We start from the raw sequence: 22,477 nt of genomic DNA, 5'->3' as shown, positions 1-22,477 counted from the left end.
TCGCAGGGCATGTCGGCACGCGGCGTGCTCGCTCGTCCTTGGGGGGAACCTGAGGAGACCGACATGTCCAGACGAATCTATTTCGCCATTCTTGCCTCGGTCGCTGCCTTGTTTGCAGCGCCCGGCCCAGCCAATGCAGAGGAGACCAAGCCCGCCATGACCACCGAGGCAACAGCCATGCCGAAGCCGGAAAAGTCCGGCTTGCTGCCGATCGACGGCCTGAATTACTACTATGCCGTCTATGGCAAGGGCGAACCGCTGCTTCTGCTGCATGGCGGCCTTGGCACGTCGGACATGTTCGCGCCGCTGCTGCCGAAGCTGGCGGAAAACCGCACCATCATTGCCGTCGACCTGCAGGGCCATGGCCGCACCGCGCTCGGCGAGCGACCCTTCAGCCTGGAGGGGATGGGCGACGACATGGCTGGTATCGTCAAGGCGCTCGGCTATGACAAGGTCGACGTGCTTGGCTATTCGCTGGGCGGCGGCGTCGCCTTCCGCATGGCCGTTCAGCATCCCGAGACGGTGCGCCGGCTGGTCCTGGTCTCGACCGGCTTCGCCGCCAATGGCTTCTATGACGAGATGCGCGGCCAGCAGGCGCAGGTGAGCGCGGCCGCCGCCGATTTCATGAAGGACACGCCGATGTACAAATCCTACGTCGCCGTCGCCCCACGTCCCGACGATTTCCCTAAACTGCTCGATGCGCTGGGCAATTTCATGCGCAAGGATTACGACTATTCCGCCGATGTGGCGAAGCTGAAGATGCCAGTCATGCTGGCCTATGGCGACAGCGACATGTACAAGCCCGAGCACGAGATCAGGTTCTACCAGATGATCGGCGGCGGGCTGAAGGATGCCGGCTGGATGCGTGAGAACCTGTCGCAGAACCGGCTGGCCATCATTCCCAATCGCACCCACTACGACGTCTTCTTCGCACCGGAGCTGACGGCCGCGGCACTGCCCTTCCTCAATGGCGAAACCAAGGTGAAGACCTGGGACGAAGTCCTCAGCGAAACGAAATAGCTTGCCTGAAAATACATGCCGGCCGTCTCGAAGAGGCGGTCGGCTTTTTTGTGCCTGCGAAGCTACGGAGCCTTGGCGCAGCCATTGGTCCTATCGGCGCAATCGATGGCGCCATCAGGGCTTTTCAATTGACCGAAAGGTACCTGTCGATATCATCAAGAGACCTTCAGTGTGATGAGTTCGAATGATGACGAAATACCAGGGCGGATGCCATTGCGGGGCAGTGCGCTACGGCACTGAGGCGGCGCCGCTCAACCAGCGCGTCTGCCACTGCCGGTGCTGCCAGAAGGTCATAGGCGCGGCGTTCAACGCCCGCCTTTTGTTTCGCATCGACGATGTCACGGTCGAGGGAGAGGTGGCGACGGTCAACACCTCTCCGGACCTCAAGCGCGGCTTTTGCGCCGCTTGCGGCACCACGCTGTTTTCCCGACGCGACTCCGCCGGCATCGTCGGCATCACCACCGGCTCGCTCGACGATCCCTCGCTGTTCAAGCCGGAAATGCATATGTGGACCGCCTCGAAGCAGCCCTGGCTGCAGCTCGATGACGGCCTGCCGCACCATGAAGGCGCGCCGCCTCCGAATTGACGCCGGCCTTACCGGAAATTAATCCCGAAACCACGACATAGCCGGCAAAGCGTCATTGGCGGGCCATGATTGCCTGCCTATCTATCGTCTGCGGGCCGGTATCGAGGAGACGACCGATGAGCGACAGAATCAGCACCCTGGACGAGCTTTTGAGCGATCCGATGGTCCTCCTCGTGATGGAGCGTGACCGCGTGCGCCCCGAACAGGTTCGCCTGCTGCTCGAACGTGCCCGCCGCCCGGCCGCCGACGCCGTGCCACCGGCGCATGTGGTGGCGAAAAGCTGCATGCAGCAATGGCTGGGAAGGTAAGGGCTTCCCCTTCTCCCCTTGTGGGAGAAGGTGGCCGAGCGAAGCTCGGTCGGATGAGGGGTGTTCCAGGGAACGCCAACGCCTCACTCCGCTGGAACACCCCTCATCCGTCTAGGCGCTACGCGCCGATCCACCTTCTCCCACAGGGGGAGAAGACAAGAGGGCCAATTCCTAACAACTTGATTCAAACTTTGTTGGTAATTTCTCGTTAGTAATCGAGGCCGGTTTGTCCGGCGGCGTCTGTTTGCCTTCGGTCTGTTGTGTTTTGCGTACAGGTCCAGATGCGGATTTCAGGCGTCGTCAGTTTCATGTTGGCATCGCTGTGGCTTGCCGGCTGTTCGTCCACAGCGGGCGTCGATGGCTTGCAGCCGTCGAACGAGACGACCAGTTCGGTCGTGCGTCCGAGCGCGCCGGTCACAGCGGCTCCGGCGGAGACCGCCGACCTCGCGCCGATGCGGTCCGACATGGTGGCCGACAACGCTGTGGCCGACAATGCGCCGCCCTTTTCCATGGTCGAGGAAGAAGAGGCCATCGTCGCGGGCACGCCGCAGGGGAGCACCAGACCACAGCTCGAGCCCGCCGCTCTGATGTCTGCGCCGAAGCGGTTGACGCGCGCGGCGCCGGCCATGCTGGCCTCGCCGGTCACCCGCTACGGTTTCCGCGACGCCAAGCCGATCAATTTCGGCAAGGCTTCGCCACGCTACCTTGCCGTCCACGGCGTCGACGTCTCGCGCTGGCAGGGCAATGTCAACTGGGGCAAGCTGCGTGCCCAGGGCGCCAACTTCGCCTATATCAAGGCGACCGATGGCGGCGACCATCTCGACCCGATGTTCATGAAGAACTGGCGCAATGCCGATGCCGCCGGGCTGAAGCGCGGCGCCTATCACTTCTTCTACTGGTGCCGCACCGCCGGCGAGCAGGCGGACTGGTTCATCCGCAATGTGCCAAGGGTCGAAGGCGCGCTGCCGCCGGTGATCGATGTCGAATGGAACGGCGAATCCTCCTGCAAGCGGCAGCCTTCGCGGGCCACCGTGCTGGAAAAGATGAAGGTGTTCATGGACAAGCTGGAGCGCCATTACGGCCAGCGGCCCATCATCTACACCGCACCGGATTTCTATCGCGACAATCTCAAGGGTGCGTTTCTCGATTATCCGTTCTGGCTGCGCGCCGTGGCGCGGCATCCCTCAAAAGTCTATCCCGGCCGCAAATGGCTGTTCTGGCAGTACTCCGGCTCCGGCCTGTCGCACGGCGTGACCGGCCGCATCGACCTCAACGTCTTCCATGGCGACGAGCGCGCCTGGTGGGCATGGGCAGGCGGGCAGACGACCGTCGCCGACGCCGACTGAACGTCAGGCCGGTGCCGGTGCGCCTGCGCTGCCTGCCGCTGCGGCTTGGGTTGAATTTTCAGCGTCTCGCTAACGATCCGCTCACTGTGTCCTTTAGCGGTATCGCAACAGCCTTCCGGTAACGTGCCCGTGATCGGGTTTCGGAGGGGTCCATGCGCAATCCAGTTGTGGCTGTCGCTCTTGCCGCCGCTGTCGGCTACGGGTTTTTCAGCTCGCTCGGCCACATGCCGGGCGGAAGTGGCACTTCGCTGGCCGAGTCGAAGCAGAACGTCGTGTCCTATTCCACCGAGGACAAGGCGATGCAGGCCGCCAAGGACAGCGGCCGCTCGACCCTCAAGCGCTTCCACGAATTGATGGACGCCGGCACACCCGGCACCTACACGGTAAAATTCCCGCTGACCCAGAACGGCGCCACCGAGCATATCTGGCTGCAGCTGGTCGGCTACAGCGACGGCTCCTATATCGGCCTGCTCGCCGACGTCCCGGTCAATGGCAACAAGTACAAGATGGGCGACAGGATGACGGTGACCGAGGCCGACGTCGAGGACTGGATGATCAAGAACGGCAAGGTGATCTATGGCGGCTACACCACGCGCCAGGCGCTTGCGGATATGCCGAAGGAACAGGTTGCAAGATACGGGTTGACCTTCAAGGACTGAGGGTTGAGGCGGGGGCGAGTTTTATCGCGGTGCCTAGAGGGCTGTCGCGCTTTTCGCGTTCGCGTATCTCTGCCGTCTGCGCCAGCACCCAGTCGCGAAACACCTTGATTTTGGGCGCGTTGCGGCGGCTCTCCAGATGCACCAGCCAATAGCCGTCGCCGTCCGATCCAAGCACGCCGAATGGCTGTATCAACTGGCCCTTTTCCAACAGGGCGCTGTAAAGGTTTCTGGTGAGGATCGCGGCGCCCTTGTCGGTCAGCGCCGCCATCGCATCATAGGCCTGCGTACCCAGCTTCGGGCCAGCGATGACGCGATCGGGCTCGAACGGCACGCCGGCAGCCTTGAACCAGATTTCCCACCAGGGATCGTCGGCACAGCATAGCGGCACTTGGTAGAGATCCTCGGGGCGGTGGATGCCGCCGACGCTTTCGGCGAGTCTCGGGCTGAGCATCGGCGTATAGTCCGCCTTGAACAGATAGTGAGCCGTCAGGCCCGGCCATTTTCCACTGCCGGTGCGAATGCCGACATCCATGTCGCCGCGCGTGAAATCGACCAGCCCGTGCGATGTATTCACCTTCACGGCAAGATCGGGATGCATCAGCTGGAATGTTCCAAGCCATACGGCCAGCCAGTTCGATGCGAAGGTTTCCATGGTCGTCACCGACAGCACGCCGGTCGCTCCACCCTTGGTGGCGACCCATGCGTCGGCCAGGGTCGAGAACGCGCCTGTTGCGTGCGGCGCCAGCTGCTGTCCGGCCTCGGTCAGCGCGATCTGCCTTGTTTTTCTTATGAAAAGCGGCGTTCCGGCACGTTCTTCCAGCACCTTTATCTGATAGCTGGCAGCTGATTGGGTCATGCCGAGTTCTTCGGCTGCCTTGGTGAAACTGCCCAGCCGGGCCGCGGCTTCAAAGACCCTGATGGCTCCTAATGGTGGTAGTTCCCAGCTCATGACGCATCAATCCCGCTGATGCATACTACGCGACGTTCGATTGGAAACCAAGCCCGGAAAACGGCATGCTGCATTCATCGGATCAAACCCTGAGGATACGGCAATGACCACCACCATCGCTCTCTACAACACGCTTCGCCGCCCGGTGCTCGACCTCTTCACCGCGCCGTTCAGGCCTCGCAAGCGCGGCTTGCTCGACCGCCGCTCGCTGTCGGATCATTTCCTCAGGGATATCGGTATGCTTGACGGACGCGTGCCTCCCGGCACCATTGGCTAAGCAAGCTCTTTGACCAGGGGAGGGAAAGATGACTGTGCCATCCGAGGATCTGGCGAAGAGCCGCCAAACGATCAACGCCTATGAGGACTATGCCGAACGCTACGACGCTCTGGTGCGGCACGTTCCGAACCAAAGAGAACAGAAATGGCTGAAGCGCCTGGTGAAGATCGCCGGCAAAGGTGGCCGGATTCTGGAAGTCGGTTCGGGGCCCGGATACGATGCGGACTTCGTCGAAGGGCTCGGTGTCCAGGTTCGGCGCACAGACGCAACGAAGCGGTTTCTCGAGTTGCAGGCCGCACGCGGCAAGCATGGTGAGTTTCTCGATCTCATCACCGACGATCTCGGCGGCCCCTACGACGCGGTGCTCGCATTGTGCGTCCTGATCCACGTGCCGCGCGAGCAGGCCGACCAGGTGCTTGCCAAGATTGCCGGGTCGTTGCGGCCGGGCGGCGCCTTCCTCGTCTCGATGCGCATTGGCGATGGCGAGAAGAGCGGCGAATATCATACGGTCTACTGGCGCAGGGACGACTTCGCGGCCCGCCTTGAAAACGCCGGGCTGGTTCTTGTCGGAGACGAATTCAACGTCGGCCGCGATCGCGAAGAGTGGACCACCTTTCTGGCTGTGAGGCCGTCATGACGCGCCGCGGACTGTTTTTGTTCGTGCTGCTCAGCCTCCTGTGGGGCATTCCCTATTTGTTGATCAAGCTGGCGGTTGCCGAGGTGTCGGTGCCCTTCCTGGTCTTTGCCCGAACAGCCGTCGGCGCCCTGGCGCTGCTGCCCTTCGTCCTTGTCCAGCGCAGTTTCGGATGGCTGAAGACACATTGGCCGGCGGTCGCCGCATTCTGTCTGGTCGAGATGATCCTGCCATGGGGGCTGATCACCCATGGCGAAGTCAGCATCGACAGTTCCACCGCCGGACTGCTGATTGCCATGACGCCGGCGGTAACCGTCGCGCTCTCAAAGCTGATGGGCTCGGATGAGCGGCTGGGGATACGCCGCTGGACCGGTCTTTTCCTCGGTTTTGCCGGTGTCTTCGTGCTGGCGCTGCCGACCTTGGGTGGCGGATTTCTCGCGGTCGTCGAGATTCTCATGGCCGCGGCCTGCTATGCCTCGGGTTCGATCATCGCGTCGCGCTGGCTGAACGATGTGCCGGCAACCTCGCTGACGGCAGTCTGTCTGGCAGGGGCCGCGCTGATCTACGCCGTGCCGGCGGCGTTGGCCTGGCCGGCGGCCATGCCGTCGACAACGGTGGTTGGCGCAATCCTCGGTCTTGGCGTGTTTTGCACGGCGATCGCCTTCGCCACCTATTTTCTGCTGGTGCGGGAGATCGGCCCCGAACGGGCGGTCGTCATAACCTATGTGGCGCCCGCCGTCTCCGTGGCAGCCGGCGTGCTCGTCCTTTCAGAGCCGCTCGATATCGGCATTGTAGCGGCTTTCGCGCTCATCCTGTGCGGATCATATCTCGGCACGTGGCGCGCTCCGCCAGAACCGTCCGTGTCCGCGACCTCGGCAAGTTGACCGGCGGCCGCCAGCCGCCGTCAGAAATAAGGTCGCAGGTTCTCGCGAATGCGGTCCAGCACCGTCTTTCCCGAGATATCGGCGGTGAAGGTCTTGCCGGTGATGGTCTCAAAGGCCTGCGTGTAAACCCGCGATGTCTGCTCGATGAGCTCGGCGGGGATTTTCGGAATACGATCCTTGTAGGGATCGCAGCGCGCGGTCACCCAGGCGCGAATAAAGTCCTTGTCGAAACTTTGCGGCCGCTCGCCTGCCTTGAAACGCTCTTCATAGCTTGCCGCAAGCCAGTAGCGGCTTGAGTCGGGCGTATGGATTTCATCGGCAAGGATGATGGTGCCATCCTTGTTCGTGCCGAACTCATATTTGGTGTCGACCAGGATCAGGCCGCGCTTCGCGGCCAACGCTTTGCCGCGCGCAAACAGCGCCAGCGCATAGCGCGAGACTGTGTCCCATTGCTCTTCCGATAACAGGCCGCGCGTCAGGATCTCGTCGCGCGTCAATGGCTCGTCGTGACCGCCATCGAGCGCCTTGCTGGTCGGCGTGATGATGGCCTGCGGCAGCTTCTCATTGTCGCGCAATCCGTCCGGCAGGCGGATGCCGTACATATCGCGTTCGCCGTTCTTGTATTTCGTCAGCACCGAAGTGCTGGTGGTGCCGGCGAGATAGTCGCGAACGACGATTTCCACCGGCAGAATGTCGAGCCTGGTGCCGACGACGACATTGGGGTCGGGATAATCGAGCACATGGTTGGGGCAGATATCCGCCGTTTCCTCGAACCAGTAGCGCGCCGTCTGCGTCAGCAGCTCTCCCTTGAGCGGTATTGCGGTCAGGATCACATCGAAGGCGCTCAGCCGGTCGGTGGCGATGATGATGCGGCGGCCATCCGGCAGATCGTAATTCTCGCGGACCTTGCCTTTGTAGTGGTTCGGGAGTTCCGGAATGAAGGCATCCGAGAGAACGCGCAGTGCTGTCATCCTGGTCTCATGGCTCCTAACAGTTTGGGCGACTCTTAACAAAGTTGAGGGGGCTTCGATACCCGAGGAAGGGCGGTTCGTCCTTTGCGAATAATCAAGACATTGCCTTCGCCGTGCTATCTATTTGCAGCTTCCGGCACTCCTGGGGGACGCGGTGGACGTAGAGCTCAAATTTCTGATTGTCGGATTTGCCTGCGCGATCGCGGGCGGTCTGTCGTTCATCACCTTCGTCAAATGGCGCGAGGTGCAGGCGATGAGCCACTGGCTGCCGGCGCCGGGCAAGATCATCTCGTCGCGCGTCGAGGCGCGTGAAGTCAGAAGGTCGGGCGTCGGCTCGGACAGCAGCGACACCACCGAGATGCGCAATTTTCCGGCGATCACCTTCGAATAGAAGGTCGGTAAAAAGAAATTTCAAAGCTCGCGCTACAGCGTGAAGGAGAATCTGGGGAATTTCGAAGTCACCGAAACCCTGGCGCAGTTTCCCACCGGCGCTGAAGTGACCGTCTTCTACAATCCGGCCGATCCGGGCAAGGCCGTGATCGAACGCACCCTGCCGGACGGCGCCTTCAAGTTCATGGTCAAGCTCTCGGCCGGGCTGGTGATCGGCACGGTGGTGCTGGTGTTTTCGCTCGGTGGCGTGCTGGAGGCGATCCGGCCGCACCTGCCCAAGCCGCAGAACCTCGGCGCCGGAGCGCTGCTGCTGTTCATGGGCCTGATGATCCTGCGCATGGCCTTCGTCCAGAAGTCGCTTGCCGAGCAGGCGGCAAAATGGCCGGTCGCCGCCGGCCGCATTGACTCCTCCGGCCTGCAGGCGCTGCGAAACTACAGCGGCCATCGACGCTGGAGCACCGTCTTCAAATCCCGCATCGTTTACAGCTACGGCGTCGCCGGCCAGCGCTACACCTCCGATCGCGTAACCTTCGGCGCCACGGTCACCGCTTCAATGCCCGGCTTAATCAGCGGCCAGGCGCGCAGCTATGCCGAGGGCGGCAAGGTCGACGTGCATTACGACCCAGCCAACCCCGCCTCGGCAGTGCTCGAATGCAGGGTGCGCGGGCTTTGGCTGCTGTGGGTCTGTTCGGCCGCGTTTCTGGGCGGCGCGGCTTGGCTGGTCGGTTTTATCTGAGGCGCCCACTTTCATGACAAGACATCCAATGATCGTCCGCAGGCTGGCCGTCGTTTGCCTGGCTCTGCTCGACGCCGTGCAGGCAGCGAGCGCAAAGGAATGTCTGCTCAGCCATGCCACCTACCGCGAGCCGCGTTCGGGCGCGGTGATGCAATTCCGGCCGCTGAACAATGAGCCGGCGGCACTGACGGCCGAAGCGTTTTCGGTGACCGTGCCCAACACCGACACGCGCTTGCCGGCCGACATCACCTGGACCAATGGCAAAAATTCGTTTCCGCTCGGCACCATCCGCCATGCCTGCACCGACGACGACCGCGAAGTGGGGCTGGAGGACGGCAGCGGGATGTGCCGGATATGGATGGGCCAGGTCTATGCCTTGACCGGAGGCGGAGCCGAGCAGCTGAATTCACGCGAAGCGACACCGGCGCCGAAAGGGCTGTTGCTGCCCGATTTCGGCGCGGGCTTCACCGAATTTGCCGATTTCGCCAATGCCAATCCGGACGGCTCGGCCTGGGATGCCTTCACATTGACAGGATGCAGCGATGAATAGCGCCATGAGATCGATTGTCTGGATTTGCGTGCTGTTTGCCGCCGCGGCGATATCAGCCGCTGCATATGCGGACGAGCCGTCGCCGTCGCGCCCGCCGATCGACAAATGCGTCTGGGAAAAAATGGCCGACAAGACGGTTGGGCTGGCCGCTTGGGCGCAGCGCTGCGATTTCGGCTTCCGCCAGATCCATTTCGAGTTCGCCGGCAATGCGCTCGCCATCAAATACAGCGATGGCGGCGCGCCCGATCCACTGGTCGAGGTATTCGATATCAAGGCAGGCGAAACCGCCGAGCCTGCGGTGCTGCGCCTGTTGCTGGAAAAGACCGACAAATCAGTCAGCGCCCGCTGCGTGCTGACGCCCTACACCGAGGGCACCGTGCCCGCCGGCGTCAAACGCTACACATTCAGCCCCGATGCTGCCTATGCCAAAGAGCTGAAAGCGGTGGTGAGTGGTGACGTTCCCGAACCACCCTGCGGCGACTGGGGCGAAATGCCCGACGGCATCCAGTACTTCGAGGTGCCGGCGGGCGAGGGGCACAAGCTGCTGTTTGTGCGTGCGGGGCAGGACGAGCCGTTGTTTGACGAGCAGACGCTGCGGGTGCCGGGATAGGATGTTGTCCTGAAGGCTACCGCTTATGCCTCTACATATTCAGCGAGACTGATTCCTTTGGGCACCTCCAGCCCATCGGCGCGCAAGCCCTCGATGTGAAAGCGTATAGCGTCGCGAATTTCGATTTCTACTTCTGGCACGGTAGCACCAGTTGCGATGCAGCCGGGTAGGTCCGGCACATAGGCAGAGAAATTGTTGCCTGCTTTTTCAATCACCACCGCGTAACGCATACAATCACTCCTTCAAACCGGACTGCTTGAGGATGCTGTTCAGTGTTCCTGGCGCAACCTCTTCAGACGGTTTGCCGGCCACGGTGACGCGGCCGGCTTTGGTTTTGTGCTTATATTGGCGATGGCTGCCCTTGGTTGCAACCAGATACCAACCGTCGGTCTCCAGCAGGCGAATGACTTCGCGGACTGTAAGCCGAGGCGGCATGAGTTCTCAGCTGCACCCGCTCGTCGAACCACAAGTATCGCACTTCTCGCAGGTGCCGTTCCGTACCATGGTGAAGTTGTGGCATTCCGAGCATTCGTTGCCGGTGTAGCCTTGCATCAAGGATTGCTGCCGCCGTGTGGAGGCAAGCGCCTTTGCCTCGGCCGCTTCTTTCGCTGCTTCGTCGGTGAACAAACCGGTGAGGTCGGCTGCCTCCTCGGAAACAATATCTTCGACCAGTTCCTTGGCTCGCTCCTCATAGTCGCGCTTGTAGGCGATGGCTTCGTCGCTTGCTGGTTTAAGCGCCAACACATTGGAGCCTGAGAACGCAGTTGGGGTGACCCGGGCAGGGGCCGCGGCAGGTGATCCGGCAAAACCCTTGGGTTCGCCACCTAGGCCAGACACCAACTTGACCGGCGAGGCGCCGCGGGTAAGGCCCTTCGAGAACGGCGTCGCCTTGCCTTCGTTGATGCCGCGTCCGAGCGCCGTCTTGTCGAAATCCGACTGGTCGACATGGGCGAGGTCGTGGCGGCCGAGGTAGGACACGGCGAGTTCGCGGAACACGTAGTCGAGGATCGACGTCGCATTCTTGATCGCGTCGTTGCCCTGCACCATGCCGGCCGGCTCGAATTTGGTGAAGGTGAAGGCCTCGACAAATTCCTCGAGCGGCACGCCATATTGCAAGCCAAGCGAGATGGCGATGGCGAAGTTGTTCATCATCGCCCGGAAAGCGGCGCCTTCTTTGTGCATGTCGATGAAGATCTCGCCGATGCGGCCGTCGTCGAATTCGCCCGTGCGCAGGTAGACCTTGTGGCCGCCGACGACTGCCTTCTGGGTGTAGCCCTTGCGGCGATTCGGCAGTTTTTCACGATCGCGGTAGAGGCGTTCGATGACGCGCTCGACGATCTTCTCGGTGACCTGCACGGCACGCTGTGAAGCGGGCGCCGCGATCAACTGCTCGACCGCATCGTCCTCGTCGTCCTCGCTGTCGGCGAGCAGCGACGAATTGAGCGGCTGCGACAGCTTCGAGCCGTCGCGATAGAGCGCGTTGGCCTTCAGCGCCAGCTTCCACGACAGCATGTAGGCGCCCTTGGCGTCTTCCACCGTCGCATCGTTGGGCATGTTGATGGTCTTGGAGATGGCGCCGGAGATGAAAGGCTGTGCCGCCGCCATCATCTGGATGTGGCTGTTGATGGACAGCGAGCGCTTGCCGATCTTGCCGCACGGGCTGGCGCAGTCGAACACCGCGAGATGCTCGGCCTTGAGGAAGGGCGCGCCTTCCAGCGTCATCGCACCGCAGACATGGATGTTGGCGGCTTCGATGTCCTTCCTGGAGAAGCCGAGCGCCGGCAGCATCTCGAACGAGAAGTCGTTGAGCTGCTCGTCGGTGAAGCCGAACGTCTCCTTCACCCAGTCGGCGCCGAGCGTCCACTGGTTGAAGACGAACTTGATGTCGAAGGCCGACTTCAGTGCTGCATTGAGCGCCGCGATCTTGTCGTCGGTGAAGCCCTTCGCCTTGAGCGAGCCGGGGTTGACCGCCGGCGCCTGGTTCATGTTGCCGTGACCGACCGCATAGGCCTCGATCTCGGCGATCTGGCTTTCTGAGTAACCCAGTGTGCGCAGCGCTTCCGGCACGGCGCGGTTGATGATCTTGAAATAGCCGCCGCCGGCAAGCTTCTTGAACTTCACCAGCGCGAAGTCGGGCTCGATGCCGGTGGTATCGCAATCCATGACGAGACCGATCGTGCCGGTCGGCGCAATCACGGTCGCCTGCGCGTTGCGGTAGCCATGCTCCTCGCCGAGTTCGATGGCGCGGTCCCAGGCAGCCTTGGCGTGCGCGGCCAGTTCCTGCTGCTTCAGGTCGGACGCGACCAGCGGCACCGGATTGACGGCGAGCTTCTCGTAGCCCTGCTTTTCGCCATAGGCGGCACGGCGATGGTTGCGCATGACGCGCAGCATGTTCTGCGCATTGCGGTCGTAATCGGCGAAGGCGCCGAGCTCGCCGGCCATCTCGGCCGAGGTGGCATAGGCAGTGCCGGTCATGATGGCGGTGAGCGCTGCGCAGATGGCGCGGCCCTCGTCGGAATCATAGGGGATGCCGGACGTCATCAGCAGGCCGCCAATGTTGGCATAGCCGAGGCCGAGCGTGCGGTATTCGTAGGACTGCTTGGCGATCTCCTTCGACGGGAACTGCGCCATCATCACCGAGATTTCGAGGACGACGGTCCACAGCCGCACCGTGTGCTCATAGGCGGCGATGTCGATCGTGCCGTCGGCATTGCGGTAAGGCAGCAGGTTGATCGAGGCCAGGTTGCAGGCCGTGTCGTCGAGGAACATGTATTCCGAGCACGGGTTGGAGGCCCGGATCGCACCGGCCGAAGCGCAGGTGTGCCAGTCGTTCATCGTCGTGTTGAAATGCAGGCCCGGATCGGCCGAAGCCCAGGCGGCGTAGCCGATCTTTTCCCAGAGGTCGCGTGCCTTCAGCGTCTTCAGCACCTTGCCGTCCTTGCGGGCGGTCAGATGCCAGTCGGCGTCGTCCTCGACGGCGCGCAGGAAGTTGTCCTTCAGCGACACCGAATTGTTGGAGTTCTGGCCGGAAACGGTGAGGTAGGCGTCGGAATCCCAGTCGGTGTCGTAGGTCTTGAACGACATCGCGGTGTAGCCCTGCTTGGCGAACTGGATGACGCGGTAGATGTAGTTCTCCGGCACGGCCGACTTCTTGGCCGCCTTGATCTCGCGCTTCAGCGCGGTGTTGATCGACGGGTCGAAGCAATCGTCATCATGGCCTTCGCAATTGATGCAGGCCTTCATGATCGCTTCGAGATGTTTTTTCACGATCTTGGAGCCGGTGACCAGCGACGCCACCTTCTGCTCTTCATTGACCTTCCAGTCGATGAATTCCTCGATATCGGGATGGTCGGCGTCGACAATGACCATCTTGGCCGCACGACGCGTGGTGCCGCCCGACTTGATTGCGCCCGCCGCGCGGTCGCCGATCTTGAGGAAGCTCATCAGGCCGGACGAACGGCCGCCGCCCGACAGCTTTTCGCCTTCGCCGCGCAGCATGGAGAAATTGGAGCCGGTGCCCGAGCCGTATTTGAACAGGCGCGCTTCGCGCACCCACAGGTCCATGATGCCGCCTTCGTTGACGAGATCGTCCTGCACGCCCTGGATGAAACAGGCATGCGGCTGCGGATGCTCGTAGGAGGACTTCGACTTGGTCAGCTTGCCGGTAAACGGGTCGACATAATAGTGGCCCTGGCTCGGACCATCGATGCCGTAGGCCCAGTGCAGACCGGTGTTGAACCATTGCGGCGAGTTCGGCGCAACGCGCTGGGTGGCGAGCATATAGGCGAGTTCGTCGCGGAAGGCGCTCGCGTCTTCTTCCGACTTGAAGTAGCCGCCCTTGTAGCCCCAATAGGTCCAGGTGCCGGCCAGCCGGTCGAAGACCTGGCGGGCGTCGATTTCGGAACCGTAGCGCTCGGCTTCCGGCAGCTTGGCAAGCTCGGCCTCGTCGGCGACGGAGCGCCACAGGAAGGAGGGGACGTCGTTCTCCTCGACCTTCTTCAGGCGCGCGGGCACGCCGGCCTTGCGGAAATACTTCTGCGCCAGGATGTCGGCGGCAACCTGCGAGAACTGCGCCGGCACATCGATATTGTCCAAGCGGAACACCACCGAGCCGTCCGGATTCTTGATCTCCGAAAGCGCCTTGCGGAATTCGATCTCCGCGTAAGCTGATTGGCCTGGCTTGGTGAAACGACGCTCGATGCGCATTGGTCCGGTCCCTTTTGTCTATATATAGCGCTTTTCCCCGGGGATTTCTGCCCCCAATGCGAAACGCGCATGTCCGCCGTCTGCCGGCGTTCGAAAACACCGGCTCTCCTTGTGGCAGTCTTCGTCGCCTTGCTGGTCGAGCTTCTTACGATGCCGCTGTTCCAACTCTGCGCCGAACCCTGCGGGTCCCTCAAAACTGAATTTTTCCTCGATTCCCTCGACCGAGGGAAATTCACACTATCTAGCGTCGAACCTGCCTGCAAACACTAAATATAGCGTTAACAGACAATTTATTCCAGTCCGACAAATCTCCCTTTTCGCTCCCGAAGCCCCCACGATCCAACGCTTCCGCCAGCCTCGTAAACAGGCGGAAATCATGGCCAAAACGCACAAAATCCGGGAAAATGACCGGGCTCGAAACTCTCCGGTCGCGCCCTCAACAAGAGCACATGGCACATAAAAGGCGACTCGGTTTGCGTCGTCAAGGATTCGTTTGCGTAGCTTTTGTGACCCCAACATCTTGTGTGTCACATATGTGGATAACGGGGACAAAAAGCGGCTGAGGAAAGCCCGATTCTGCCGGCGTGGACCGCTGGTGAGCGGTTCACCCGAGACAGGCCCGGCCGGATTCTGGCTCACAGCCTTTTCATTTTAGCTGGCGTGCATTATGTCTTTGGCGTCGCGCGGGGGCGCGTCTTGTCAATTCCAAGAGCATCCGTTACGCCCCGCCCATGACAGTTACCGTCCGTTTTGCCCCCTCACCAACCGGCCGCATTCATATCGGCAATGCCCGCACCGCCTTGTTCAACTGGCTGTTTGCCATGAACAACAAGGGCCGTTTCATTCAGCGCTTCGACGACACAGACATTGCCCGCTCGAGGCAGGAATTTTCCGACGCCATCCTCTACGACCTGCACTGGCTGGGGATTTTTCCCGACGCCACCGAATACCAGTCGCGGCGCTTCGAAACTTACGACGCGGCGGTGGAGCGGCTGCAGAGAGCCGGCGTTGTCTATCCCTGCTACGAGACCCCCGAAGAACTCGACCTGCGCCGCAAGGTGCGCCGCACGCGCGGCCTGCCGCCGGTCTATGGCCGCGAGGCGCTGGCGCTTTCGCAGCAGCAGATCGCCGAATACCGCTCCGATGGCCGCCGGCCGCACTGGCGCTTTCTGCTGCCGAATTTCACCAGCGATCCGCTGCAGCCCGAACGCACCGAAGTGCACTGGAACGATCTGGTGCGCGGCGAGGAAACCGTCGATCTGGCCTCACTGTCCGATCCGGTGCTGCGGCGCGAGGACGGCACTTATCTCTACACGCTGCCTTCGGTCGTCGACGACATCGAGATGGGGGTCAGTCATGTCATCCGCGGCGACGACCACGTCACCAACACCGGCGTGCAGATCGCGCTGTTCAAGGCATTGGGCGCCGAGCCGCCTGTCTTCGGCCACCACAATCTCTTGACCACGGCCTCGGGCGAGGGCCTGTCGAAGCGCAGCGGTGCGCTGTCGATCGAAAGCCTGCGCGAGGAGGGCATCGAACCGATGGCTGTGGCTTCGCTGGCCGTCCTTGTCGGCACCTCGGAAAATGTCGCAGCGGTGCATGACATGCCGGCACTGGCCGCGCGCTTCGATCCCGCCGCCACGTCGAAATCGGCGGCCAAATTCGACCCGGACGAGCTGTTCGTGCTCAATCGTGCGCTCATGCACCACATGCCGTTTTCCGAGGCGCGGGATCGGCTGATCGTGCTCGGCATCTCCGGCGACAAGGCCGAGCCGTTCTGGCTGGCGGTGCGCGGCAATCTCGACCGGCTGAGCGACGCGGTCGGCTGGTGGCGCATCCTTGCCGACGGCCCGCAGCCCGCGCCGGAATTTTCCGACGAGGATCGCGACTTCCTGCAGCAGGCCTTCGACCTGTTGCCGGAAGAGCCGTGGACCGGTACGGTCTGGAAAGACTGGACGGCCAGGATCAGGGAAGCCAGCGGCCGCAAGGGCAAGGCGCTGTTCATGCCGCTCAGGCTGGCGCTTACCGGACTTGCTTCCGGGCCGGAGCTTGCAGATCTATTGCCGCTGCTGGGTCGGGAAGGAACGCTGGCCCGACGACCCTGACCTTGCGCTGGTCCGGCGGGATCAGCGACACCGGCGACACCACCGGCTTGACGGCAAGGCGCTTGATGGCGGCGCGGTCGAGCCCGCCTTGTACGTTCGCCAGCGTCTCCGGATCCGCGCCCGGATCGGGTTTGGCCGCCGGCACCGGAATGAACGGCGTGGTCTCAATATCGGGCTGAAACTGCTCGGGCGGTGGCGGGTTACCGCCGATGATCTTGAAATTTCCGGCCTGCGCGTTGCAGCCACATGCCTGCGGCCGCGACTGGTTGGGTTGTTTGTAGAGATAAGCGGTAGGCAACTCGCTGTAGGGCCTCCCGGTCACCGACGACGTCATGTTGGCCGAATCGTCTTCCATGCCGCGCGAATAGAACACCTGCATTTCGGTGCCGGGGCAGCTCGATTCGCAATTCTTCTGGTCGCGCTCGAAATCGCCGAGCGAAGCCGAGTTCGACATCGGGAAGAAATAGCCGTCGCAGGTGCGCACGCAGCTCGTATGGAACTCGCCGCCGACCGTCGGGAAATCCGGCACGCCGGGCTGATTGAGCACCCGGCGCACATTGCGCTCCTCGCCGGGATCATCGGGCTGATCGAGCGTGTCGATCTGCCGGTTGCCGCCGAAAAGCTGGTCGAACAGATTGCCGTCGTCGGGTTCGCGGCTGGCTTCCTGCAGCGGCTCCCGGCGCGGCGCGGGCTCGTCACGGCAGCCATTGGCGTCGAGCGCGGCCAGGATGCGGCCGCGGTCGCGCCGCGAGCCGCCGCCGGCAAGCTGCGCGCGCTTGGCTTGCAACGCATCGAGATTGGCGTTCATGCGATCGATGCTGCTGTTCAGCGCAGCACATTGGCTGACATTGCGCGAAAACAGCGAAAACCCGCAATTCGCATCGCTCGCACGACCGCGCACCTTTGATAGCTGTTCGAACTGGCGGGAGATGGCCTTGTCATACTTCCGCACCATGCTGGAATTGCCGCCGCCATTCGATGAAGAAGCAAGCTCGGCTTCCAGTTGACGGCAAACGCGGGAGGCGGCCTGCGGTTCAGTGGTGGCGACGGCCGAAAGCACAAGCGCTCCGAGCAGCGCAGCCAGGTGCTTCAGCCTCCATCGTCCGCCCGTCATTGCCCGAACCCCGCTTGCCTGCCTGTCTACCGGATTCGCCGTTAACCGTTCCCTCAATCTACAACCAAAGATGGTCTTAGCCCATAGACGCGTTGCAGGAGGCGTTTGGATAGGGCGGCAACTGTGCGATCTCACCGCTGCATGAAAAAGGCGCAATCGCCCCGGAATTATCCCACGATCCAGCAATGCCCCGGGGAGCTGGCATGATCGCGATTACCCGTCGAACCGCGCTGCAGTTCGGTCTGTTGTGCCTGGCGGCGCCCGCCGTCCGGGCGCAGGAAAATCCAGCCGCTCCGGACTGGCGCAGCAAATTGGTCGAAGCCGGGCGTGAGCAGATCGGCGTCACCACCTTCTACGACCCGGCCTATGTCCGCCTCGGCTATCCCGGCGGCGACGTCGCGCCGGATAGGGGCGTGTGCACGGATGTCATTGTGCGCGCCTATCGCCGCGCCTTCAATCTCGACCTGCAGAAACTGGTGCATGAGGATATGGCCGCCAATTTCGCCGCCTATCCCAAGACCTGGGGTCTGAAAGCGACCGACCGCAACATCGATCACCGACGGGTCGGCAACCTTGCCGCCTTTTTCGGGCGCAAGGGTGCTTCCTTGGCCGTAAGCGAGGATCCTGCCGACTTTCAGCCGGGCGATCTTGTCACCCAGATGCTGCCCGGCAACCTGCCGCACATCGTCATCGTCTCATCCGAACGCTCGGCGGACGTGCCGGGAAGGCCGCTGGTCATCCACAATATCGGGTCGGGCGCCCGCGAGGAGGACACGCTGTTCGCCTTCAAGCAGACCGGGCATTACCGTTTCGTGCCTGCCTGACGGCGTCAGTTGAAATGAACCACCGCCTGTGCCTTGTGCGCCGCCTCGACCACCGCAAGCGCCGTCATGTTGACGACGCCGCGCGAGGTCACCGACGGCGTCAAAATATGCGCCGGCTTGTCGGTGCCAAGCAGGATCGGCCCGACATGCAGCGCGTCCATCATCGTGCGCAGCGCGGTCAGCGTGATGTTGGCGGAGTCGAGGTTGGGGAACACCAGGAGATTGGCTTCGCCCTTCAGCCGCGAATGCGGATAGACGCGCTGGCGCAGATGCTCCGACAGGGCTGAATCGGCATGCATCTCGCCGTCGCATTGCAGGTCGGGCGCAACGCGCGCCAGGATCGCCGCTGCCTGCCGCATCTTCAGCGCGCTGGGAGAATCACGCGAGCCGAAATCCGAATGCGACAGCAGCGCTGCCTTCGGCTCGATGCCGAAGCGCTGGATTTCCTCCGCCGCCAATATGGTCATTTCGGCGATTTCCTCGGCCGTCGGGTCGACCGAGACATGGGTGTCGGTGAGGAAGATGATGCCGCGCTGCGAGATCAGCATCGACAGCGTCGACAGGTCGCGGTCCTTGACGCCCGCGCGTGGTCCGATGACCAGCGTCACATTGCGCAGATGCCGCTCGAAACGGCCCTCGAGGCCGCAGATCATGGCGTCGGCATCGCCGCGCTTCAGCGCCAGTGCCGCAATCACCGTATTGTCGGTGCGCACCATGGTGCGCGCGGCCTCCGTCGTCACGCCGCGCCGGCCGGCAAGCTCGATCAACAGGTCGACATAATGGCGGTAGCGCGGATCGTCTTCCGGGTTGATCAGGCCGAAATCGACGCCCGGCTTGATACGCAGGCCGTAGCGCTTCAGCCTGACCTCGATGACATGCGGGCGGCCGATCAGGATCGGCTCGGCAATGCCTTCCTCCAGCACCACCTGGGCTGCGCGCAGCACGCGCTCGTCCTCGCCGTCGGCATAGATGACGCGCTTGGCGGTCGACGCCTTGGCCGAGGAAAACACCGGCTTCATCACTAGGCCGGAGCGGAAGACGAAGCGGTTGAGCTGGTCGATATAGGCGGCGAAGTCGGTGATCGGCCGGGTCGCGACGCCGGTGTCGCAGGCAGCCTTGGCCACCGCCGGCGCGATGCGCAGGATCAGGCGGGGATCGAAGGGCGAGGGGATAAGGAAGTCGGGTCCGAAGATCGGCGTCTCGCCGGAATAGGCGCGGGCGGCGACGTCGGACGGTTCTTCGCGGGCAAGCGCGGCGATCGCCCGGACCGCGGCCATCTTCATCTCCTCGTTGATGGCGCTGGCGCCGCAGTCCAGCGCACCGCGGAAGATGTAAGGAAAACAAAGCACGTTGTTGACCTGATTGGGAAAATCGGAACGGCCGGTGCAGATCATCGCGTCCGGACGAGCGGCGCGCGCGACCTCCGGCATGATTTCGGGATTGGGGTTGGCCAGCGCCAGGATCAACGGCTTAGGCGCCATATGATCAAGCAATTCCGGCTTCAGCACGCCGGCGGCCGACAGGCCGAGAAAAACGTCGGCGCCAGGGATCACATCGGCCAGCGTGCGCGCCTCGGTGTCCTTCACATAGGGGTCTTTCCAGCGATCCATCTCGTCGGTGCGGCCCTTGTAGGCGACGCCGAAGCGGTCGGTGACCCAGATGTTCTCTACCTTGGCGCCAAGCGAGACCAACAGGTTGAGGCAGGCGAGCGCTGCCGCACCGGCGCCTGAGGTGACGATCTTGATGTCGGAAATGGTCTTGCCGGCGAATTCCAGCCCGTTGAGCACGGCGGCGGCGACGATGATGGCGGTGCCATGCTGGTCGTCATGGAAGACGGGAATGCCCATGCGGGCCTTCAACTGCGCCTCGACCTCGAAGCATTCGGGCGCCTTGATGTCCTCGAGATTGATGCCGCCGAAAGTCGGCTCCAGCGCCGAGATCGTCTCGACCATGCGCTCTATGCCCGGCGCGTCGATCTCGATGTCGAAGACGTCGATGCCGGCGAATTTCTTGAACAGCACCGCCTTGCCTTCCATCACCGGCTTGGAGGCGAGCGGGCCGATATTGCCGAGCCCGAGCACGGCCGAGCCGTTGGAGACGACGCCGACCAGATTGGCGCGCGCTGTATAATCGGCCGCGGTTGCCGGATTGTCGCGGATTTCGAGGCAGGGCGCGGCAACACCCGGCGAATAGGCCAGCGCCAGATCGCGCTGGTTGCCGAGCGGCTTGGTTGCCTGAATCTCGAGCTTTCCCGGCCTTGGATGCTTGTGGAAGTAGAGGGCGGCTTCGTCGAGGTCCGAACGTGCCGTTTTCTTGTTCTCGCCTTCCATGCGGCCGCTCCCTCAAACCTGCTTTGCAGCCTTTTAGCACGCAAAAATGGTTTTTCGCGACGCCAAATGACGCAAGGGCGGCTAAAACAACCCGGTCCGGAAAGATCGAACTATTTCAGATGATTGCGCTGAAATCCTGCCGATTATCCATCGAGCCCTTCAGAACGCGCTGACATAGAGGCCGCCATCGACCGGGATGTTCTGGCCGGTGAGATAACCGGCATGGACCGAGCACAGAAAGGCGCAGATCTGGCCGAACTCTTCCGGCGTGCCGAGCCGCTTGGCCGGAACGTCGGCGCTGATGCGGGTCTTGCGCGCTGCGGCCGCTGCCGGGTCTTCCATCGTGCCGGCCTCATGCGGGCCGCGCAGCCGGTCGGTGTCGAGCTTGCCCGGCAGCAGGCTGTTGATGGTGACGTTGCGGTCGATCACCGTTCGTGCCACGCCGGCGAGGAACGAAGTCAGCCCGGCTCGCGCGCCGGACGACAGATCGAGGCCGGGAATCGGGACGTAGACCGACAGCGAGGTGATGTTGACGATGCGGCCGAAGCCGCGCTTGGCCATGCCGTCGATCACGGCCTGCACCAGTTCGATCGGCGTCACCATGTTCTGCGTCACGCCTTCGAGGATCTTTGCGCGGTCGAGCTCGCGGAAATCGCGCAAGGGCGGGCCGCCATTGTTGTTGACCAGGATATCCGGGTCGGGGCAGGCGGCAAGGAGCGCGTGCTGCACGTCGGGTTTCGAGACGTCGCCGACGATCTCGGTCACCTTCACGCCGTAGCGTTCGCGCAGTTCGGCTGCGGTTTTTGCCAGCAGCTCGGCATTGCGGCCGTTGACAACGAGATCGCAACCGGCCTCGGCCAGCGCCGTGGCGCAGCCGCGGCCAAGCCCTTTGCTCGATGCGCAGACGATGGCCTTCTTGCCCTTGATGCCAAGATCCATGACGATTTTCTCCTGTGAATGGCGCGGCACGCTAGCCCTTTGGCTGGCCCAATCGCAACCGTCATACGGTTGTTGCATGAATCGGGGCATAGCCTGCGCGAAAGCAACGGTGACGATCTGATGTCCGGTACAGAAACCCGCACTTTCCGCAGCATGTTCATATCCGACCTGCATCTCGGATCGAAGGCGGCCAAGGCCGAGTTCCTGATCGATTTCCTGCGGTATCACGACGCCGATATCATCTATCTCGTCGGAGACATCGTCGACGGCTGGCGGCTGCGGCGCAGCTGGCATTGGCCGCAGAGCCACAATGACGTCGTCCAGAAACTGCTGCGCAAGGCGCGAAAGGGCACCTCGATCACCTATATCGCCGGCAATCACGACGAATTCGCGCGCCAGTTCCAAGGCGTGCATTTCGGCGGCATCGTCGTTGCCGACCGCGCCATCCACGAAACCGCCGATGGCAGGCGCCTGCTGGTCATCCACGGCGACCAGTTCGACACCGTCGTCCACAATGCACGCTGGCTGGCCTACCTCGGCGACTACGCCTATGACGCCGCGATGATGGTCAACCGCGTGGTGACGAAGCTCCGCCATTTGCTGGGTCTCCCTTACTGGTCGTTCTCGTCCTGGGCCAAGGTCAAGGTCAAGAACGCGGTCAACTTCATCGGCTCGTTCCAGACGGTGCTGACCGAGGAGGCCCGCCGCTCGCATGTCGACGGCGTCATCTGCGGCCACATCCATCACGCCGCCATCGAGACTTATGAGGATGTGCAGTACATCAACACCGGCGACTGGGTAGAGAGCTGCACGGCGGTGGTCGAACATTTCGATGGCAAGATGGAGATCATCCACTGGGCGCTGGTGCTGCCCGAAGTACCGGACGAGCCGTTCATCCCCTTGCTGATCGAAGACAGGGTCGTCGAAGCGGCATAACCCTCCTGTTAATCGACTGGTCCAGGCAGTTTCGGACCGCTTTCGCGCATGTTAAGGGATCGATCTGCGTTGCAGCCCTTTGTGCAGCGTAATTGGATCGATT

23 protein-coding genes are annotated in these 22,477 nt (G+C 62.5%); 15 read left to right on the top strand and 8 right to left on the bottom strand.

The window, feature by feature from the left end; all coding sequences use genetic code 11:
• Positions 1–63: 63 nt before the first annotated feature.
• The 5 genes from NLY42_RS23100 to NLY42_RS23080 all read left to right on the top strand — a co-directional run bounded on the left by NLY42_RS23100 (position 64) and on the right by NLY42_RS23080 (position 3,919).
• Complete coding sequence (locus tag NLY42_RS23100; RefSeq protein WP_023756447.1) at positions 64–1,020, top strand: alpha/beta fold hydrolase; 957 nt, start codon at positions 64–66, stop codon at positions 1,018–1,020.
• A gap of 187 nt (positions 1,021–1,207) precedes the next feature.
• Positions 1,208–1,606, top strand: a complete 399-nt coding sequence (locus tag NLY42_RS23095) for a GFA family protein (protein ID WP_023754395.1) — start codon at positions 1,208–1,210, stop codon at positions 1,604–1,606.
• Positions 1,607–1,722: 116 nt separating this feature from the next.
• Positions 1,723–1,914: a hypothetical protein gene (locus NLY42_RS23090; RefSeq protein ID WP_023669058.1), complete on the top strand. Its 192-nt coding sequence runs from the start codon at positions 1,723–1,725 to the stop codon at positions 1,912–1,914.
• Positions 1,915–2,195: 281 nt separating this feature from the next.
• Positions 2,196–3,260, top strand: a complete 1,065-nt coding sequence (locus tag NLY42_RS23085; protein WP_023669057.1) for a glycoside hydrolase family 25 protein — start codon at positions 2,196–2,198, stop codon at positions 3,258–3,260.
• A gap of 152 nt (positions 3,261–3,412) precedes the next feature.
• A complete protein-coding gene (locus NLY42_RS23080; protein WP_023669056.1) occupies positions 3,413–3,919 on the top strand; it encodes a DUF2314 domain-containing protein in 507 nt (168 codons plus the stop codon).
• On the opposite strand, the gene NLY42_RS23075 is transcribed toward NLY42_RS23080, so the two are convergent.
• A complete protein-coding gene (locus tag NLY42_RS23075; RefSeq protein WP_023669055.1) occupies positions 3,909–4,868 on the bottom strand; it encodes a LysR family transcriptional regulator in 960 nt (319 codons plus the stop codon). The genes NLY42_RS23080 and NLY42_RS23075 overlap by 11 nt on opposite strands.
• Before the next feature lie 103 nt (positions 4,869–4,971).
• Here NLY42_RS23075 and NLY42_RS23070 point away from each other — a divergent pair, with 103 nt between their 5' ends.
• The 3 genes from NLY42_RS23070 to NLY42_RS23060 are packed head-to-tail and all read left to right on the top strand — an operon-like array spanning position 4,972 to position 6,663.
• Entirely contained in the window at positions 4,972–5,145 is a 174-nt protein-coding gene (locus NLY42_RS23070) for a hypothetical protein (protein WP_023669054.1), read from the top strand.
• Between the two features lie 28 nt (positions 5,146–5,173).
• Entirely contained in the window at positions 5,174–5,782 is a 609-nt protein-coding gene (locus NLY42_RS23065) for a class I SAM-dependent DNA methyltransferase (RefSeq protein ID WP_023669053.1), read from the top strand.
• On the top strand, positions 5,779–6,663 hold the full coding sequence (locus tag NLY42_RS23060) for a DMT family transporter (protein WP_023669052.1): 885 nt from the start codon (positions 5,779–5,781) through the stop codon (positions 6,661–6,663). The genes NLY42_RS23065 and NLY42_RS23060 overlap by 4 nt, the downstream gene beginning before the upstream one ends.
• A 20-nt stretch (positions 6,664–6,683) precedes the next feature.
• Here the strand turns inward: NLY42_RS23060 and NLY42_RS23055 are convergent, their stop codons facing one another.
• Complete coding sequence (locus NLY42_RS23055; RefSeq protein ID WP_023754396.1) at positions 6,684–7,625, bottom strand: phosphoribosylaminoimidazolesuccinocarboxamide synthase; 942 nt, start codon at positions 7,623–7,625, stop codon at positions 6,684–6,686.
• A 163-nt stretch (positions 7,626–7,788) separates the two neighbouring features.
• On the opposite strand from NLY42_RS23055, the gene NLY42_RS23050 reads away from it, so the two are divergent.
• From NLY42_RS23050 to NLY42_RS23035, 4 genes are read left to right on the top strand one after another with little or no spacing between them, the layout of a single operon-like run.
• Positions 7,789–8,025 carry a hypothetical protein gene (locus NLY42_RS23050; protein ID WP_245263521.1) on the top strand — a complete coding sequence of 79 codons (237 nt, stop codon included), beginning with the start codon at positions 7,789–7,791 and terminating at the stop codon, positions 8,023–8,025.
• A gap of 39 nt (positions 8,026–8,064) precedes the next feature.
• The gene (locus NLY42_RS23045; RefSeq protein WP_245263522.1) at positions 8,065–8,760 is read left to right on the top strand and encodes a DUF3592 domain-containing protein; all 696 of its coding nucleotides are present in this window, start codon (positions 8,065–8,067) and stop codon (positions 8,758–8,760) included.
• A gap of 13 nt (positions 8,761–8,773) precedes the next feature.
• Positions 8,774–9,310: a hypothetical protein gene (locus NLY42_RS23040; RefSeq protein ID WP_245263523.1), complete on the top strand. Its 537-nt coding sequence runs from the start codon at positions 8,774–8,776 to the stop codon at positions 9,308–9,310.
• Positions 9,311–9,314: 4 nt separating this feature from the next.
• Positions 9,315–9,920, top strand: coding sequence for a hypothetical protein (locus NLY42_RS23035; RefSeq protein ID WP_245263524.1), 606 nt, complete (start codon positions 9,315–9,317; stop codon positions 9,918–9,920).
• 23 nt (positions 9,921–9,943) lie between these two features.
• On the opposite strand, the gene NLY42_RS23030 is transcribed toward NLY42_RS23035, so the two are convergent.
• The 3 genes from NLY42_RS23030 to NLY42_RS23020 are packed head-to-tail and all read right to left on the bottom strand — an operon-like array spanning position 9,944 to position 14,126.
• Positions 9,944–10,150, bottom strand: a complete 207-nt coding sequence (locus NLY42_RS23030; protein WP_023669048.1) for a type II toxin-antitoxin system HicB family antitoxin — start codon at positions 10,148–10,150, stop codon at positions 9,944–9,946.
• Positions 10,151–10,154: 4 nt separating this feature from the next.
• Positions 10,155–10,355, bottom strand: a complete 201-nt coding sequence (locus NLY42_RS23025) for a type II toxin-antitoxin system HicA family toxin (RefSeq protein WP_023669047.1) — start codon at positions 10,353–10,355, stop codon at positions 10,155–10,157.
• A gap of 6 nt (positions 10,356–10,361) precedes the next feature.
• On the bottom strand, positions 10,362–14,126 hold the full coding sequence (locus NLY42_RS23020; protein WP_023754399.1) for a vitamin B12-dependent ribonucleotide reductase: 3,765 nt from the start codon (positions 14,124–14,126) through the stop codon (positions 10,362–10,364).
• A gap of 731 nt (positions 14,127–14,857) precedes the next feature.
• On the opposite strand from NLY42_RS23020, the gene gltX reads away from it, so the two are divergent.
• Positions 14,858–16,231: a glutamate--tRNA ligase gene (gene gltX, locus NLY42_RS23015; RefSeq protein ID WP_023684934.1), complete on the top strand. Its 1,374-nt coding sequence runs from the start codon at positions 14,858–14,860 to the stop codon at positions 16,229–16,231.
• Here gltX and NLY42_RS23010 read toward each other — a convergent pair.
• Positions 16,149–17,345 carry a DUF2865 domain-containing protein gene (locus tag NLY42_RS23010; RefSeq protein WP_023711450.1) on the bottom strand — a complete coding sequence of 399 codons (1,197 nt, stop codon included), beginning with the start codon at positions 17,343–17,345 and terminating at the stop codon, positions 16,149–16,151. The two genes, gltX and NLY42_RS23010, sit on opposite strands and share 83 nt — an antisense overlap.
• A 203-nt stretch (positions 17,346–17,548) precedes the next feature.
• Here NLY42_RS23010 and NLY42_RS23005 point away from each other — a divergent pair, with 203 nt between their 5' ends.
• Positions 17,549–18,169, top strand: a complete 621-nt coding sequence (locus NLY42_RS23005; protein WP_023711449.1) for a DUF1287 domain-containing protein — start codon at positions 17,549–17,551, stop codon at positions 18,167–18,169.
• Positions 18,170–18,174: 5 nt separating this feature from the next.
• Here NLY42_RS23005 and NLY42_RS23000 read toward each other — a convergent pair whose 3' ends face one another.
• Together NLY42_RS23000 and NLY42_RS22995 are read right to left on the bottom strand one after the other, a co-directional pair.
• A complete protein-coding gene (locus NLY42_RS23000) occupies positions 18,175–20,499 on the bottom strand; it encodes an NADP-dependent malic enzyme (RefSeq protein WP_023694169.1) in 2,325 nt (774 codons plus the stop codon).
• Positions 20,500–20,658: 159 nt separating this feature from the next.
• The gene (locus tag NLY42_RS22995; protein WP_023694170.1) at positions 20,659–21,438 is read right to left on the bottom strand and encodes an SDR family oxidoreductase; all 780 of its coding nucleotides are present in this window, start codon (positions 21,436–21,438) and stop codon (positions 20,659–20,661) included.
• Between the two features lie 120 nt (positions 21,439–21,558).
• On the opposite strand from NLY42_RS22995, the gene NLY42_RS22990 reads away from it, so the two are divergent.
• The gene (locus tag NLY42_RS22990; protein WP_023694171.1) at positions 21,559–22,374 is read left to right on the top strand and encodes a UDP-2,3-diacylglucosamine diphosphatase; all 816 of its coding nucleotides are present in this window, start codon (positions 21,559–21,561) and stop codon (positions 22,372–22,374) included.
• Positions 22,375–22,477 lie beyond the last annotated feature (103 nt).

The sequence above is a fragment of the Mesorhizobium sp. C372A genome (genome assembly GCF_030323245.1).
Lineage (GTDB): Bacteria > Pseudomonadota > Alphaproteobacteria > Rhizobiales > Rhizobiaceae > Mesorhizobium.
This window is presented reverse-complemented; position numbering and strand designations above follow the sequence as displayed.

Coding starts and splice junctions, on each gene's coding strand:
- NLY42_RS23100 (WP_023756447.1), top strand. CDS start 64: ATGTCCAGACGAATCTATTTCGCCATTCTTGCCTCGGTCGCTGCCTTG.
- NLY42_RS23095 (WP_023754395.1), top strand. CDS start 1,208: ATGACGAAATACCAGGGCGGATGCCATTGCGGGGCAGTGCGCTACGGC.
- NLY42_RS23090 (WP_023669058.1), top strand. CDS start 1,723: ATGAGCGACAGAATCAGCACCCTGGACGAGCTTTTGAGCGATCCGATG.
- NLY42_RS23085 (WP_023669057.1), top strand. CDS start 2,196: ATGCGGATTTCAGGCGTCGTCAGTTTCATGTTGGCATCGCTGTGGCTT.
- NLY42_RS23080 (WP_023669056.1), top strand. CDS start 3,413: ATGCGCAATCCAGTTGTGGCTGTCGCTCTTGCCGCCGCTGTCGGCTAC.
- NLY42_RS23075 (WP_023669055.1), bottom strand. CDS start 4,868: ATGAGCTGGGAACTACCACCATTAGGAGCCATCAGGGTCTTTGAAGCC.
- NLY42_RS23070 (WP_023669054.1), top strand. CDS start 4,972: ATGACCACCACCATCGCTCTCTACAACACGCTTCGCCGCCCGGTGCTC.
- NLY42_RS23065 (WP_023669053.1), top strand. CDS start 5,174: ATGACTGTGCCATCCGAGGATCTGGCGAAGAGCCGCCAAACGATCAAC.
- NLY42_RS23060 (WP_023669052.1), top strand. CDS start 5,779: ATGACGCGCCGCGGACTGTTTTTGTTCGTGCTGCTCAGCCTCCTGTGG.
- NLY42_RS23040 (WP_245263523.1), top strand. CDS start 8,774: ATGACAAGACATCCAATGATCGTCCGCAGGCTGGCCGTCGTTTGCCTG.
- NLY42_RS23035 (WP_245263524.1), top strand. CDS start 9,315: ATGAGATCGATTGTCTGGATTTGCGTGCTGTTTGCCGCCGCGGCGATA.
- NLY42_RS23030 (WP_023669048.1), bottom strand. CDS start 10,150: ATGCGTTACGCGGTGGTGATTGAAAAAGCAGGCAACAATTTCTCTGCC.
- NLY42_RS23025 (WP_023669047.1), bottom strand. CDS start 10,355: ATGCCGCCTCGGCTTACAGTCCGCGAAGTCATTCGCCTGCTGGAGACC.
- NLY42_RS23020 (WP_023754399.1), bottom strand. CDS start 14,126: ATGCGCATCGAGCGTCGTTTCACCAAGCCAGGCCAATCAGCTTACGCG.
- gltX (WP_023684934.1), top strand. CDS start 14,858: ATGACAGTTACCGTCCGTTTTGCCCCCTCACCAACCGGCCGCATTCAT.
- NLY42_RS23010 (WP_023711450.1), bottom strand. CDS start 17,345: ATGACGGGCGGACGATGGAGGCTGAAGCACCTGGCTGCGCTGCTCGGA.
- NLY42_RS23005 (WP_023711449.1), top strand. CDS start 17,549: ATGATCGCGATTACCCGTCGAACCGCGCTGCAGTTCGGTCTGTTGTGC.
- NLY42_RS23000 (WP_023694169.1), bottom strand. CDS start 20,499: ATGGAAGGCGAGAACAAGAAAACGGCACGTTCGGACCTCGACGAAGCC.
- NLY42_RS22995 (WP_023694170.1), bottom strand. CDS start 21,438: ATGGATCTTGGCATCAAGGGCAAGAAGGCCATCGTCTGCGCATCGAGC.
- NLY42_RS22990 (WP_023694171.1), top strand. CDS start 21,559: ATGTCCGGTACAGAAACCCGCACTTTCCGCAGCATGTTCATATCCGAC.